At 61.7% G+C, this 14923-nt stretch carries 7 protein-coding genes; 4 read left to right on the forward strand and 3 right to left on the reverse strand.

The features are described 5' to 3' along the window. The first annotated feature begins 57 nt into the window (after positions 1–57). Positions 58–1275 carry a formaldehyde dehydrogenase, glutathione-independent gene (gene fdhA, locus Q9R30_RS02970; RefSeq protein WP_104999162.1) on the forward strand — a complete coding sequence of 406 codons (1218 nt, stop codon included), beginning with the start codon at positions 58–60 and terminating at the stop codon, positions 1273–1275. Positions 1276–1648: 373 nt separating this feature from the next. Here fdhA and metH read toward each other — a convergent pair whose 3' ends face one another. Next, positions 1649–5299: a methionine synthase gene (gene metH, locus Q9R30_RS02975; RefSeq protein WP_311216722.1), complete on the reverse strand. Its 3651-nt coding sequence runs from the start codon at positions 5297–5299 to the stop codon at positions 1649–1651. A gap of 320 nt (positions 5300–5619) precedes the next feature. On the opposite strand from metH, the gene Q9R30_RS02980 reads away from it, so the two are divergent. The 3 genes from Q9R30_RS02980 (at position 5620) to Q9R30_RS02990 (ending at position 10951) form a co-directional block, all read left to right on the forward strand. After that, positions 5620–6711, forward strand: a complete 1092-nt coding sequence (locus Q9R30_RS02980) for a type I restriction endonuclease (protein WP_311216723.1) — start codon at positions 5620–5622, stop codon at positions 6709–6711. A gap of 1283 nt (positions 6712–7994) precedes the next feature. Continuing rightward, on the forward strand, positions 7995–8525 hold the full coding sequence (locus Q9R30_RS02985; protein ID WP_311216724.1) for a hypothetical protein: 531 nt from the start codon (positions 7995–7997) through the stop codon (positions 8523–8525). 182 nt (positions 8526–8707) lie between these two features. Beyond that, positions 8708–10951 carry a hypothetical protein gene (locus tag Q9R30_RS02990; RefSeq protein ID WP_311216725.1) on the forward strand — a complete coding sequence of 748 codons (2244 nt, stop codon included), beginning with the start codon at positions 8708–8710 and terminating at the stop codon, positions 10949–10951. A 66-nt stretch (positions 10952–11017) separates the two neighbouring features. On the opposite strand, the gene Q9R30_RS02995 is transcribed toward Q9R30_RS02990, so the two are convergent. Together Q9R30_RS02995 and Q9R30_RS03000 are read right to left on the reverse strand one after the other, a co-directional pair. Then, entirely contained in the window at positions 11018–13036 is a 2019-nt protein-coding gene (locus Q9R30_RS02995) for an ABC transporter ATP-binding protein (protein ID WP_311216726.1), read from the reverse strand. Then, positions 13033–14766: an ABC transporter ATP-binding protein gene (locus tag Q9R30_RS03000; RefSeq protein ID WP_311216727.1), complete on the reverse strand. Its 1734-nt coding sequence runs from the start codon at positions 14764–14766 to the stop codon at positions 13033–13035. Before Q9R30_RS03000 ends, Q9R30_RS02995 begins: the two co-directional genes overlap by 4 nt. Positions 14767–14923 lie beyond the last annotated feature (157 nt).

Genomic DNA, 14923 nt, shown 5'->3' on the forward strand with positions numbered 1-14923 from the left:
GTGCAGGGCCATCCGAACGGAAGGCCTGGCACCAAATCCCTAGCAAAAGGAGTGTCCATGTCAGGAAACAGAGCCGTTGCCTACAAAGAACCCGGTGTCGTGGAAATCATCAACACCGACTACCCGACGTTCGAGCTCAAAGATGGGCCCGGCGTTAATCGCGCCAATGTGGGCCGAAAAGTGCCCCACGGCGCGATCCTGCGCACGGTGACCACCAATATCTGCGGCTCGGACCAGCACATGGTTAGGGGCCGGACCACGGCCCCTAAGGACCTCGTCCTTGGCCATGAAATCACCGGCGAAGTGGTGGAGGTCGGTCCAGACGTGGAGTTCATCAAGGTGGGAGACATTGTCTCTGTACCTTTCAATATCTCCTGCGGCCGTTGCCGGAACTGCAAGGAGCGCAAGACGGGCATCTGCCTGAACGTCAACCCTGACCGCCCGGGCAGCGCCTATGGTTATGTGGATATGGGCGGATGGGTGGGCGGCCAAGCCGAATACGTGCTGGTCCCCTATGCTGACTGGAACCTGCTCAGGTTCCCGGACCGCGACCAGGCCCTGGAAAAGATCATGGACCTGACCATGCTTTCCGATATCTTCCCCACCGGCTTCCACGGCGCCGTCACTGCCGGAGTGGGCGTCGGATCCACCGTCTACATTGCCGGTGCAGGACCTGTGGGCCTCGCGGCCGCCGTCGGCGCGCAGCTGCTCGGTGCAGCCGTCGTGATTGTCGGCGACATGAACGAAGACCGCCTGGCTCAGGCCCGCTCCTTCGGCTGCGAAACGGTGAACGTCTCCAACGGCGATCCGAAAGACCAGATCGAGCAAATCCTCGGCGTCCCCGAAGTGGATTGCGGCGTGGACGCCGTAGGGTTCGAGGCCCGCGGTCACGGCAAGGACGCCTCCCACGAGGCCCCCGCCACCGTGCTGAACTCCCTCATGGACATCACCGCTGCAGGCGGGGCCCTTGGCATTCCCGGCCTGTATGTCACCGGCGACCCGGGTGGAATCGACGAGGCCGCAAAGCACGGCTCCCTGTCCCTGTCCCTGGGCACCGGATGGGCGAAGTCCCTGTCCTTCACCACCGGCCAGTGCCCCGTCATGTCGTACAACCGGCAGCTGATGATGGCGATCCTGCACGACAAGGTCCAGATCGCCAAGGCCGTAAACGCCACAGCGATCCCGCTTGAGGATGCACCGCGCGGCTACGCCGAATTCGACGCCGGTTCGGCAACGAAGTTCGTGCTGAATCCGAACGGATACGTCAAGGCATAGAACCGCAGCTGGTGGGCCCCGGAGATTGCGACGCAAACACCACCTGGTGCAAGCCTCACGGTCTCTGGGCCTTCCCGGCCCCGCGCCACCGGCGCGCATCCACTCTCCCTGCATCAGCAAAGGTAAAAACATGGCCCATCGCACCGACCAAGAATCAATTCTCCGCCTTAGCAGCAACGGGAAGGAGCATGTTGACATCCGGCTCGAAGCATCGAGTCCGGTGACCGTTCGGCTGCAGCTGGATGGTGGCTGCAATTGCCAGCATGGCACTGAAAATCGCCCCGGTTCGTATGTTGACAGCGACCTCGGCGTCCGCTGACAGTGGCCGCACCGGCCACCCGGCATCAGCCCTAAGGCCGGGACCACACCCAGCTCACACCTTAAAGTACTTCGCCTCCAGGTGGTGGAACACAAACGCGTCGGTGGACTGCTCGGGGTGCAGCATCAGCTCATCGCTCAGGACCACGCCCATCCGCTCTGGCTTCAGCAGCTCCGTCACCTTGCGGCGGTCCTCCATGTCCGGGCACGCGGGGTAGCCGAGCGAGAACCGGGCACCGCGGTAGTCGAGCTTGAAATACCCAGCCGTGTCCTTCGGCTCCTCGGCCGCGAAACCCAGCTCCTTGCGGATGCGGGCATGCCAGAACTCCGCCAGCGCCTCGGTGAGCTGCATGACCAGGCCGTTGAGCTCGTAGTAGTCGCGGTACTGGTTGGCGGCGAACATCTTGGAGGTGAACTCTTCGATCTTCGAGCCGGCGGTGACCAGCTGCACCGGCAGCACGTCAATCTGCCCCGACTCGCGGGACTTCACAAAGTCAGCCAGGCACAGGTGCCGGTCGCGGCGCTGGCGCGGGAAGTTGAAGCGCAGCCGGTCAGTGCCGATCGGACCGCCTGAACCACCGTCCGGGGCGAGCAGGCCCGCGGTGCCGAGGACGCCGTCGGGATCTGTATCGTGGTGCAGCACCACCACCTGCTCCCCCTCGGAGACCACGGGGAAGTAGCCGTAGGCGACGGACGCGTCCAGCATGCCCTCGCCGAGGATGCGGTCCAGCCAGTACCGCAGGCGCGGCCGGCCTTCGCGTTCCACCAGTTCTTCATAGGAGGCGCCGTCCTCGCCGCGGCCGGGCTTGAGGCCCCACTGCCCCATGAACGTGGCACGCTCATCGAGGAACGCCGAGTAGTCGTGGAGCGAGACACCGCGCACAATGCGGGTGCCCCAGAACGGCGGCGCGGGCACGGGGTTGTCGGTGGCGACGTCGGACCGGCCCGGCATTGCCTCCGGCTCCGTCACCGTGAACTTGGCACCTCCCTTGTGGATGCGCTTCTTCAAAGGCGGAAGGCCGACGTCGTCCGGTGACTCGCCGCGGGCGACGCGCACCAGCGGTTCCATGAGGGCAAGGCCCTCGAAGGCGTCCTTGGCGTACCTGACCACGCCGTCAAACTGCTCCGCCAGGTCCTGCTCCACGTAGGCGCGGGTCAGGGCCGCCCCGCCGAGGATCACCGGCCACTTCTTCGCAAAGCCACGGGACTGCAGCTCCGCGAGGTTTTCCTTCATCACCACGGTGGACTTCACCAGCAGGCCGGACATGCCGATCACGTCGGCGTTGTGCTCCTCAGCTGCGGCCATGATCTCGGCGATCCCCTGCTTAATGCCGATGTTGATCACTTTGTAGCCGTTGTTGGTGAGGATGATGTCTACCAGGTTCTTGCCGATATCGTGCACGTCGCCGCGCACGGTGGCGATCACCATGGTGCCCTTGCCGGAGGAGTCCGACTTCTCCATGTGCGGCTCGAGCAGGGCGACGGCGTTCTTCATCACCTCGGCGGACTGCAGCACGAACGGCAGCTGCATCTCGCCGGCACCGAAGCGCTCGCCCACTACCTTCATGCCCTCGAGCAGGTGGTCGTTGATGATGCCGAGCGGGGTCATGCCCTCGCTGCGGGCCAGGTCGAGGTCCGCTTCGAGGCCCTTGCCTTCGCCGTCGATAATGCGCCGCTCCAACCGCGCGCCCGTGGGCAGCGCCGCGAGTTCGGCGGCGCGCTGGTCCTTGAGCGCTGCGGTGTCGACGCCGGCGAACATGTCCAGCATGATGGCGAGAGGATCGTAGGTGGTGTTGCCGTCGGCGTCGTATTCGCGGCGGTCCCAGACGAGGTCCAAGGCAACTTTCCGCTGTTCCTCCGGCAGTGAGGCGAGCGGCACGATCTTCGCGGCGTCGATGATGCCACTGGTCAGGCCGGCCTGCACGGCCTCGTGCAGGAACACGGAGTTCAGGACGACGCGCGCTGCCGGGTTCAGGCCGAAGGACACGTTGGAGACGCCGAGCGTGGTGTTGATGCCGGGGTACTTGGCGGTGATCTGGCGGATGGCCTCGATGGTTTCGATGCCGTCCCGGCGGGTCTCTTCCTGGCCGGTGGCGACGGGGAATGTAAGGCAGTCGACGATGATGTCCTCGACGCGCATCCCCCATTCGCCCACCAGGGCGTCGACGAGGCGCGAGGCAATGGCCACCTTGCCCTCGGTGGTGCGTGCCTGGCCCTCTTCGTTGATGGTCAGGGCGATCACGGCGGTGCCGTGTTCCTTCACGAGCGGCATGATGCGGGCGAAGCGGCTGTCCGGGCCGTCGCCGTCCTCGTAGTTGACGGAGTTGACCACCGGGCGCCCGCCGATGTGTTCCAGGCCGGCCTGCAGCACGGCGGGTTCGGTGGAGTCCATGACCAGAGGGAGCGTGGAGGCCGACGCGAAACGGGAGACGATCTCCTTCATGTCGGCCACGCCGTCGCGCCCCACGTAGTCAATGCAGACGTCGAGCAGGTGCGCGCCGACGCGGATCTGCTCGCGGGCGATATCGACGCAGTCGTCCCAGCGCTCTTCGAGCATCGCCTGGCGGAACGCCTTCGAACCGTTCGCGTTGGTGCGTTCACCGATGGCGAGGTAGGAGGCATCCTGGTCGAAGTTCACGTGCTGGTAGAGGGAGGCGACGCCGGCTTCCCGCTCGGTGGGGACGCGGGTTGGCTGTGTCTTGCCGTCCCCGATGGCGACCAAGGCTTTGTTGCGGAAGGGCGCAAGGCGTTCGACGACGGCGGCCATGTGTTCCGGCGTCGTACCGCAGCAGCCGCCCACCAGGCCCAGGCCGAACTCCCGCACAAACTGCTCGTGGGCGGTGGCGAGTTCTGTGGGTGAGAGCGGGTAGTGCGCGCCGTTGGCGCCAAGCACCGGGAGGCCGGCGTTGGGCATGCAAGCGATGGCCACGGAGGACTGCTTGGAGAGGTGGCGGAGGTGCTCGCTCATCTCGTCCGGGCCGGTGGCGCAGTTCAGGCCGATGGCGTCGACGCCGAGCGGTTCGAGCGCGGTGAGCGCGGCGCCGATTTCGGAGCCCATGAGCATGGTTCCGGTGGTTTCGACCGTCACCTCAACGAAGATGGGGAGCCGGATGCCGCGGGTGACGATGGCGTGTTTGCAGCCGTTGACTGCGGCTTTGGTCTGCAGGAGGTCCTGACTGGTTTCGATGAGGAAGGCGTCCGCTCCTCCGTCGATGAGGCCCTCTGCCTGCAGCGCAAACGTCTGCTTGAGGTAGTCGTAGCTGGTGTGGCCGAGGCTGGGGAGCTTGGTGCCCGGGCCCATCGAACCGAGGACCCAGCGCATGCGGCCGTCTGTTTGCTCTGCCGCTTCTGCGCGGTCGCGGGCGATCTTTGCGCCCTTGAGGGCGAGCTCGGCGATGCGGTCGTCGATGCCGTAGTCGGAGAGGTTGGACCAGTTGGCGCCGAAGGTGTTGGTTTCCACGGCGTCGATGCCAGTGGCGAAGTAGGCGTCATGGATGTCAGCGAGGACATCCGGGCGCGTGTCATTGAGGATCTCGTTGCAGCCTTCGAGGCCTAGGAAGTCCTTCTCGAGCGACAGATCCCGGCCCTGCAGCATGGTGCCCATCGCGCCGTCGGCAATGACCACCCGGTGGTTCACGGCGTCCAGGAGCTCCTGCGCACGGGCAGGACGGGGCACGGACTCAATATCAAGCGCAAAACGAGGCATCTAAACAGGTTACGGGCGACACGCCGAAACATTGCTTCGTATGTCAGTGTGCTACGACGGGGGTGGGTGAGATCCCTGGCGCCGTGTTCGCTTGGGTCAGCGGCAGGCCGACGACGACGGCGGCAGCCTGGGAGCCTACGTTTGGCAGCTGTAGCGGTTGCACAACCACGAGGATGGTTATGCCCTCTTTTCGACATGGAGTCATACCTGCCAGGCAGATGAGTGTGATTCAGGACAATCACATGTAGTTTGTTGCTTCATCAGCTTGGATCTTTGCTGCACTGCGTTGTGCAGCATTGACGGTACTTGTAGGGGGACAAATGGAGTTCGCAGAGAAGCTTTCAGCGTTGGCAGCAAAGGTGCGCCAGCAGCGCGGCGTAATTCAGACAGAAGAGGCGACGAAAAACGCGTTCGTGATGCCGTTCATTTCGACGATTCTTGGCTACGACGTCTTCAATCCGATGGAAGTCGTTCCGGAATTCATCGCAGACGTGGGGCTCAAGAAGGGCGAAAAGATCGACTATGCCATCGTCAAGGACGGCGAAGTCCAGATCCTGATCGAGTGTAAGAAGTCCAGTGAGCCCGTGAAAATCGAGCATGCATCGCAGCTCTTCCGGTACTTCGCCGTAACCAACGCTCGCATCGCGATCCTCACCAACGGGGAGGTGTATCAATTCTTCACGGACCTTGATGCCCCGAACCGCATGGACGCAAAGCCATTCCTCGTGCTCGATTTGAATGACATCGATCAAATGCTTATCCCCGAACTGCAGAAGCTATCCAAGGATGTTTTTGATCTTGATTCGATCATCAGTGCGGCCGGCGAGCTGAAGTACATAGGAGAGCTGAAGCGGACCCTGGCCGCGCAGTTCAAAGAGCCCGAAGACGAATGGGTCAAGTTCCTGACGGGACGCGTGTATTCCGGCCCATACACCCAGAAGGTGCGGGAACAGTTCTCCGCCCTGGTGGCCAAGGCATCGAAGCAGTTTCTGAATGACCAGGTGAACGAGCGCCTGAAGAAGGCCCTCGGCAACCCGGGCTTCCCCCAGAACGAGGAAGCCGCAGTTGCGGCCAGCGTCACCAGCGCTCCAGTGGCCGAAGCCGACCTGGCCGAAGCTGATGAATTGGAGACGACACTAGAAGAGATCGAGGGCTACCAGATCGTGCGCGCGATTGTCTGCAGCGAGGTAAAGCCTGTTCGCATAGCACAGCGCGACGCTAAGTCCTACTTCGCAGTTCTTTTGGACGATAACAATCGCAAGCCAATTGCCCGCCTGCATTTCAACCGGACTCAGAAGTACATCGGCATCTTCAACGACAGCAAGGAAGAGACCCGGGTGCCCATCAACTCCCTCGAGGAGATCTACGAGCACACGGAGGCGCTCCGGGCAACGGTCAAGAGCTACCTATGACCAGGCCGATACTTTTTCTCCATCCGGCTTCTGATCGCAATCACCGCCATCCTGGTTCCACGAAAAGATAAATCCGAAGGCTACGCGGCGAGACTGGATCTGACACTGGTTGATGCCCTCTCGTCCGTTCACTTCCGGTATACCGGAACACAATGATTGAACGTGGAATAGCCCTGAACGGCCCACACTGCCACAACAAAGCATTCAGATTCTACACCGTCCCAGAAAAATTGGAGTACTTGGCCGATCATATTCTGACACCAAAGAAAGTCTTCGACCGACCATAACTACTAAGAAACAAATGAATTCGTCGTTGTGGAAGCTGCAAGATCTTTGTCACATTGGCGCAATCTCGCCCTTTAATTTGCGGGCAGACGATATTGAGCACAAAAGGCTTTTCACTGTCGTTTACGCGCCGGACCTCTCACCTAAGAGCACTTCATCATGCCCCCTTCACATCGTTGAAGGCCGACGGGTTTGAGATGTTCGTCGAGCTAGGAATTAGTCGGACCCTTCGTCAATGAAGCATCGGACGATGGACTTTCTGAGCGCCGTGTGGCCCCTCTTGACATTTTCGTTGATGCTGCGCCGCCTCAAGAACGGCGCTGCCGCACGCTCCGTCGGGAGTAAGATCGTCGACGACCTACCTTATGATGGCTAGATGGGGTCGGAACCAGGTAATGCACAAGAGCCCGCTGCTTCACCAGCGGAGCGCTATAGAGACAGAGCCCGCTCAGCGACCACACTTGTGGTGACAGCCGCCGGGGCGCTAATTGCCGGACTGGTCTTTTCACCCATACGCGATTCACTTTCTCCATCAGCACAGGTCAGCGGATACATTTCCCTCATTTTTTTCGTGATCAGCGGCTGCTTTTACCTTCAAGCCTCTCTGTATTCGAAATCACACGGAACTGGCTCAAGAGAAGAATTCACAAAAGCAGTAATTGACAGTATAAAATGCCGGACGCTATGCGGCTCGGCGGCAGGGGCAATCGCGGCCACGGGGGCTCTTTTTGTTATCCCTCTTGATACCTATTTTCCCGAACCGGACACTCGGATAAGCGTCCTCCTGCCTGAATCCATAACCGCCATACCAGAATGTCCAAGAATAAAGAGGGCTTTTTCTGGCTGGGTATCGCCCGAAAACCTTCGGGATGACTCCTCCCTCCTCCACATTGAGGTCGATTCAGCTGAATGCGGCAGTCCGTCTGATCGAGGCAAGGTCCGCATCTTCTTGGATCGGAAGTCGGCCACCCTCACTGCTCAACCGGAGGGCAGCAAGAATGACTGAAGGTAAACAGACAACCACCTTAATTGTTCGTTGGGTGCCACTCCTAACTATGGATGTGTTATGGGAAGCCAGCTGGCGCCGCGCTATTCTTACGATGAACTCCTCCGCCACACCCATTAAGGAGTTCAATCAGGATTCTCCTTACGAACCTCATATACACTTCTTTGCATACGAGGCTCAATGGCATAAAAATATTAGGAGGGACGGAGCGATAGAGGCTGCGATTGTCACCAATCCTCCTGATGCAAATTCGCGAATAGTTCTAGTGGCATGCGATAAGACATACCCTAAAGTAAACGAAAGGCACCTACAGGTCTTATCGAATGAGACTCTATACAATGTCGGCAGGCAGCGCCATACTATCCGGGCCTACACGACAGATTTGCTCAGCTCAGAGACTGAAATGCTACTTTCACAATCTCTAATGGAGCGCGGCATGGTGTCCCCTGAATCTCCGGAGCTTGATATGCAGTACAAGGCACAAAACCAAAATCTAGCATTCTGGGATGCGAGAGGAATATGACGGATTCATCATGGGTATCGAGCGTTATTGTCCCTTGGGCGATGTCCCCGCATCCTAACTTTTCGCAGGAGGCTGTTGAGGGCCCGGGACTGCTGGCATTGGTGGTTCAGCTACGGGGAAACGATCTTAACCGTTACCGAGACCTACTAAGCCCGGGGTCGCCGGAATGGATCTTAGCGCTAGTGGATGCTGCGTGGCTGTCGGTAAACGAGACTTCAATGTTCGAAGGTGCTTCCAAATTATGGGACATCGTCGATAACACGGAGATTCCCATTGGAGCCCGTATTGCTGCTGCGCTTTTCGCCACAGTGGCTCAGGTGGAAATGGACGAGCCTGAAGTGGCCGTAGCCAGGCTCCGTGCCCTAGCAGAGGTGCTGCGAGCAGATATTCGGGAAACCGAAGAAATTTCTCCAAGCAAACTTCTGGTCCTTCGAGTTTTGCTAATCCAATTGGCACTCCGCGAATACGAAACGTCCGGCCGCACAGAAGCGCGGCATATCCTGGCTGAGCTCCGTGAACTGGACCATGCGCGGGGTCGCTGGGACAGATTTCCCGTGTCCAACGGTGTGAGCTGGGATTCGGCCAGGGTTCAGAAGGATGCATTCGAAGCTACTCGGGTCCACGAACGAATGCTCACTTCTAGTATGGAGAGTTTCGAAGGTGACACGTGGATCGAAGTGGTCAAGGCGCGCGCTCCATGGTCAGATACGCGAATAAAGGCTCATGCCGCCTCACGTGACAGCCAGTTCTTGAAACAGCACTTCCAGAACGCGACAGGCAATGGCACGAAGAAGACCTTATGGGCGTCGGGTGACCCCGTCCTTCGAGAAGGATGGGAGAGCCTCCTCGCTGCCGAGCTGTCGGCAAACCTCTACGAGATAAGCAATTGCCGCGCCGCGCTAGGACGCCTTCGGATTCTCACCGAGCCCACGGACGCCAGCGCTATCCAAGACGGTCTTCGCCTTTTGCGGATTGCCGGCGACAGAGAGTCGCTAGAAGGGGCAATCCACATGATTCAATCCCAGGGCCCCACCCGAGCTTTACAGGGCGATGCAACCGTCGTTCGGCAAAGATCTTCATTTCCCCGCCGTGTCGGTCAGACAGACCTCATGGTTATATCCGCGGCCGCCAACTTCATGGAACCATCGGAGCTAAATGCGGCCCTTGAAGGCGTATTCAGCTACCTGCAGACTCCATCAGAAACGTCAGCACGTAGCTTTCGCGATGAAAGATCGGCGTGGACTGCAGTTTCAAGGCTCCTACCCGACAGCGATGCTGACGATCGTGTTGCTTCCGAAGCACTCCGCTACCTGCAAGAAAGCTCGAGCCTCCGCATACTAGAAGACACGTTCCAAGGCCTAGTAGAAGAGCTCAACTGGAATGCGGTGTCAGCGGAAGTTCAGGAGGACTGGAGAGTTTGGGCACGACAAAACGCTGATCAGGAGGGCGCCAGGAATTTGGCGGCACAAGCCTCTTGTATTGGCCTACCCGCAACAAGCACGCGTGCCTACGGGGCACTATCCGACTACTACCTGGCAGTACAGCTCGCGAACTATCACCCAGATGATGCCGCACTCTCAGACATCGATAAGGAGCGGGCTATCAAGGCCTGTTTAGACGGACTCCTCGAGATACGGAATCAGGCTGGCAGCGGCAGTATGTCTTTTGGAGGGCATGATCTGGGCCTCTTATCGCTGATACTGGCTGATAAATTCAATGAGTCAAGACTTCGGGACGCCGTGACGGATCTCCTTATCGATCCAGCCGTAGACGGTTACTACAAAAAGGCGGCACTGGATCGTCTGAGCGCTTCATACAGCCAGTTTCCAAAGCCTACGCTTCGAAGACTACGCTCCAACTGGCGCAGCATAGCCGACTCCCCTCACGAGGATTCACCCTTTTCTTCCGAACAACTTCCCTATTTCCCGGAAGCGATTCGACTTGGAGCTCATTTGAAGGTGTTGAGCCGTGACGAAGCCGTCGGTGCTGTAACTGAGATGGCAGGCGGCGGCTCGGCAAGTAGCCGAAAGGCGGCATGCGCTACCCTGCCTTTCGTTGCTCGAGAATTTGATGAGCCCGAGTGGGGACAAGTCCTATTGCTTCAGTTGTCCCGAGACAGCGATTCGGTTGTACGAGCATTGGCGGGACACGGCTTGGCCCTTGTTGGCCATATGGACTCGTCCATGAGTGCCATTGTGTATCGGCGCCTCATCGAGTTACTTGAAGCAGACGGCATCCTCATACCGTTACGGACTTTGCATGGATTCCAAATCATCGCCGGGGAAGGGCTATGGAACTTCCCCAGCAGCGTGGAAGCTCAGATCTCTTTGTTGGCCGATCAGAGCCGGGCGCGTGTTCTGAGGAAAGCTTCATGGGAAGTTCAGCGATTGCTGACAAGTTCTCGATCGCCTCAAGCTCATGGTTAGTTCCTACTTCCCGCGAAGCTTCTTAGACATGTTCCGCGTCCATAACACCTAAACGGCGAGAAAACCTTAAACCTCCGCCACCGGCGCCGCGAACTGGGCCTCGTACAGCCGCGCGTAAGCCCCGCCCGCGGCCAGCAGCGAAGCGTGCGTCCCCTGCTCCACGATCCGGCCGGCCTCCATCACCAGGATGAGGTCGGCGTCGCGGATCGTGGACAGGCGGTGCGCAATCACAAACGACGTCCGGTCGCTCCTCAAAGCACTCATCGCCTTCTGCACCAGCACCTCGGTCCGGGTATCCACAGAAGACGTCGCCTCGTCCAGGATCAATACCGACGGCCGCGCCAGGAACGCCCGGGCAATCGTCAGCAGCTGCTTCTCCCCCGCAGACACGTTGGACCCCTCGTCCTCCAAAACCGTGTTGTACCCCTCGGGCAGTGACCGCACGAACCGGTCCACATACGTCGCCCGCGCAGCTTCGAGAATTTCGGATTCGGTAGCCCCAGGCCGCCCGTACGCGGTGTTGTCCCGGATGGTCCCGCCGAACAGCCACGTATCCTGCAGCACCATCCCCAGCCGCGAGCGCAGCTCGCGCCGCGGCACGGAGGTGACGTCCACGCCGTCGAGCGTTATTCGCCCAGCATCAATTTCGTAGAACCGCATCATCAGGTTCACCAGCGTGGTCTTGCCCGCCCCGGTGGGCCCCACGATCGCCACCGTCTGCCCCGGCTCCGCCACCAAGGACAGCCCGGAGATCAGCGGCTTGTCCGGCGAATACGAGAACGACACGTCCTCGAACACCAGCCGCCCCCGCCCAAAGACGGGAGAAGCAGAAGGCTCAGGCTCCTCAGACTCCTCCTCCTCGTCCAACAACGAGAACACCCGCTCAGCGGACGCAACCCCGGACTGCAGCACATTCGCCATGGACCCCAGCTGCGCCAGCGGCATGGTGAACTGCCGCGAGTACTGGATGAACGCCTGCACGTCGCCCAGCTGCAGCGCCCCGGACGCCACCTGCAGGCCGCCCACCACGGCTATCCCCACGTACACCAGGTTCCCGATGAACGTCATGGCCGGCATGATCAGCCCGGAAATGAACTGCGCGCCGAAACTCGCCTGGTACAGCTCCGTGTTCTTCTGCCGGAACCGTTCCTCCACCTCACGCTGCCGGCCGAACACCTTCACCAGCGCATGCCCGGTGTACGTCTCCTCGATCTGCCCGTTCAGCTCCCCCGTGTTCTTCCACTGCGCCACAAACAGCTTCTGCGAGCGCTTGGCAATCAGCGCCGTGATCCCCAGCGTCAGCGGAATGGTCACCAGCGCGATCAGCGCCAGCGTGGGCGAGAGGATCACCATCATCACCAGCACGCCCAGCACCGTCAGCACGGACGTGACCGCCTGGCTGATGGTCTGCTGCAGGCTCTGGGAGATGTTGTCCACGTCGTTGGTCACCCGGCTCAGCAGCTCACCGCGCTGGATCGAATCGAAATACCGCAGCGGCAGCCGGTGGATCTTCGCCTCGATCTCCCCGCGCAGCCCGAACACCGTCCGCTGCACCACCCCGTTCAGCACATACGCCTGCACCCACATAAACGCCGAGGACAGCACATACAGCACCAGCGCCCACGTCAGCACGTTCCCCAGCGCGGCGAAGTCGATCCCCTGCCCCGGCACCAGGTCCATGGCGCTGAGCATGTCCGCGCGCTGCCCCTCCCCGGACGCCCGCAGCTGCGCAATCAGCTGCTCCTTGCTCACCCCCGCGGGCAGCTCCCGGGACACCACCCCGGCGAAAATCAGGTTGGTGCCCTCCCCCAGCAGCCGCGGCCCGATCACCGAGAGCGCCACCCCGGCCACCGCCGTCACGAACACCAGCAGCAGCCACGCCCGTTCCGGCCGCAGCCTTCCCAGCAGCCGCTTGGCCGACGGCCAGAAGTTCATCGCCTTCTCCGCCGGGACGTTCATTCCCGCGAACGGCCCGCCGCGCCCCGGTCCGCCCACCGGACGGGGAATGCGTACGACGCCGGCGCCTCCGGTTGCGGAGGCGGGTGCGGCTTGGGTGCCGGCTGCGGGAGAGGGCTGGCGGCTCATACCGTCTCCTCCGCCGCCAGCTGGGAGCTGACGATCTCGCGGTATGTCTCGGACGTCTCCAGCAGCTCACTGTGCGTTCCGCGCCCCACGATCCTGCCGCCGTCGAGCACTAAAATCTGGTCCGCGTCCACGATGCTGGAGACGCGCTGGGCGATGATCACCAGCGTGGCGCCGGCGGTGCTGCGCTTGAGGGCCTGGCGGAGCCGGGCGTCGGTGCCGGTGTCCAGCGAGGAGAACGAGTCGTCGAAGATGTACAGCTCGGGCCGTTTCACCAGGGCCCGGGCGATGGCCAGCCGCTGCCGCTGCCCGCCGGAGACGTTGGTGCCGCCCTGGCTGATGGGCGCGTCCAGGCCGCCGTCCATCCGTTCCACGAAGTCCCGCGCCTGGGCGATTTCCAGAGCGGTCCAGAGCTCGTCCCCGGTGGCGTCCGGCTTGCCGTAGAGCAGGTTGCTGCGCACGGTGCCGCTGAACAGGTAGGGCCGCTGCGGGACCAGGCCGATGTGCCCCCAGAGCAGGTCCGGGTGCAGCTCGCGCACGTCCACGCCGTCCATCTTCACCGCGCCGCTGGTGGCGTCGAACAGCCGGGGCATGAGGTTCACCAGGGTGGTCTTGCCGGAGCCGGTGCTGCCGATGATCGCCGTCGTCTGCCCCGCCCTTGCGGTGAAGCTGATGCCGGAAAGGACGGGCTGGTCGGCACCCGGGTAGGCGAATCCGACGTCGCGCATTTCCAGCTCGCCGCGGCGCACCTCGCTGCTGAGGGGGTTCCGTGGCGGGCGGACGCTCGACTCGGTGCGCAGCACCTCGCCGATCCGGTCCGCGGAGACGGCGGCGCGCGGGATCATCACGGCCATGAACGTGGCCATCATGACCGACATCAGGATCTGGATCAGGTAGCTCAGGAACGCGATGAGCGTGCCCACCTGCATGGAGCCGTCCTGGATGCGGAACGAGCCGAACCAGATCACGGCCACGCTGGAGACGTTCAGCACCAGCATCACCACCGGGAAGGCGAGCGCCATCAGCCGGCCGGCGCGGAGGGCGGTGTCCGTGACGTCCTCGTTGGCCTGGGCGAAGCGCGCGGTCTCGATGTCCTCGCGGACGAACGCGCGGACCACGCGGATGCCGGTGAGCTGCTCGCGGAGGACGCGGTTCACGGTGTCGATCCGTTTCTGCATCTTGCGGAACAGCGGCACCATCCGGGCGGTGAGCAGGCCGACGGCGATCAGCAGCACCGGGACGGCGACGGCGATCAGCCAGGACAGCTGCACGTCCTGCCTGATGGCCATGATCACTCCGCCGATGCTGAGCATGGGCGCGGTGACCAGCATCGTGGCGGACATGAGCACCAGCTGCTGGACCTGCTGGACGTCGTTGGTGGACCTGGTGATGAGGCTTGGTGCGCCGAATTTGGTGACTTCCTGCTCGGAGAACTCCCCCACGCGTTTGAAGATCGCGCCCCGAAGGTCCCGGCCCACGCCCATCGCGGCCTTCGCCGCGAAGTACACCGCGATCACCGCGCACACGATCTGCAGCAGGGTGATCGCCAGCATCACGCCGCCCAGGCTCAGGATGTAGCCGATGTTCGCCTTGGCCACGCCCTCGTCGATGATGTCCGCGTTCAGGGTGGGCAGGTACAGGGACGCGATGGACTGCGCCAGCTGGAAAACCACGACGGCGGCGAGCAGCGGCCGGTGCGGCCGCAGGTATTCAACAAGCAGCTTCCAGAGCATGGGCGGCTCCTGACACAGTGTCCACAAGAGGTGGTGCGAAGGTCAGTTTACGTCCGGAGGCTGGGAACAGACCGAGCCGATGAAGGAGAATCCGAACTGGTTCTCGGAGGGCGTATTTTGCTGATCCTGCAGGGAACATCAGGGCTTGCGTCTTGCC

Source organism: Arthrobacter sp. AB6 (assembly GCF_031844545.1).
Lineage (GTDB): Bacteria > Actinomycetota > Actinomycetes > Actinomycetales > Micrococcaceae > Arthrobacter.

Coding starts and splice junctions, on each gene's coding strand:
- fdhA (WP_104999162.1), top strand. CDS start 58: ATGTCAGGAAACAGAGCCGTTGCCTACAAAGAACCCGGTGTCGTGGAA.
- metH (WP_311216722.1), bottom strand. CDS start 5,299: ATGCCTCGTTTTGCGCTTGATATTGAGTCCGTGCCCCGTCCTGCCCGT.
- Q9R30_RS02980 (WP_311216723.1), top strand. CDS start 5,620: ATGGAGTTCGCAGAGAAGCTTTCAGCGTTGGCAGCAAAGGTGCGCCAG.
- Q9R30_RS02985 (WP_311216724.1), top strand. CDS start 7,995: ATGACTGAAGGTAAACAGACAACCACCTTAATTGTTCGTTGGGTGCCA.
- Q9R30_RS02995 (WP_311216726.1), bottom strand. CDS start 13,036: ATGAGCCGCCAGCCCTCTCCCGCAGCCGGCACCCAAGCCGCACCCGCC.
- Q9R30_RS03000 (WP_311216727.1), bottom strand. CDS start 14,766: ATGCTCTGGAAGCTGCTTGTTGAATACCTGCGGCCGCACCGGCCGCTG.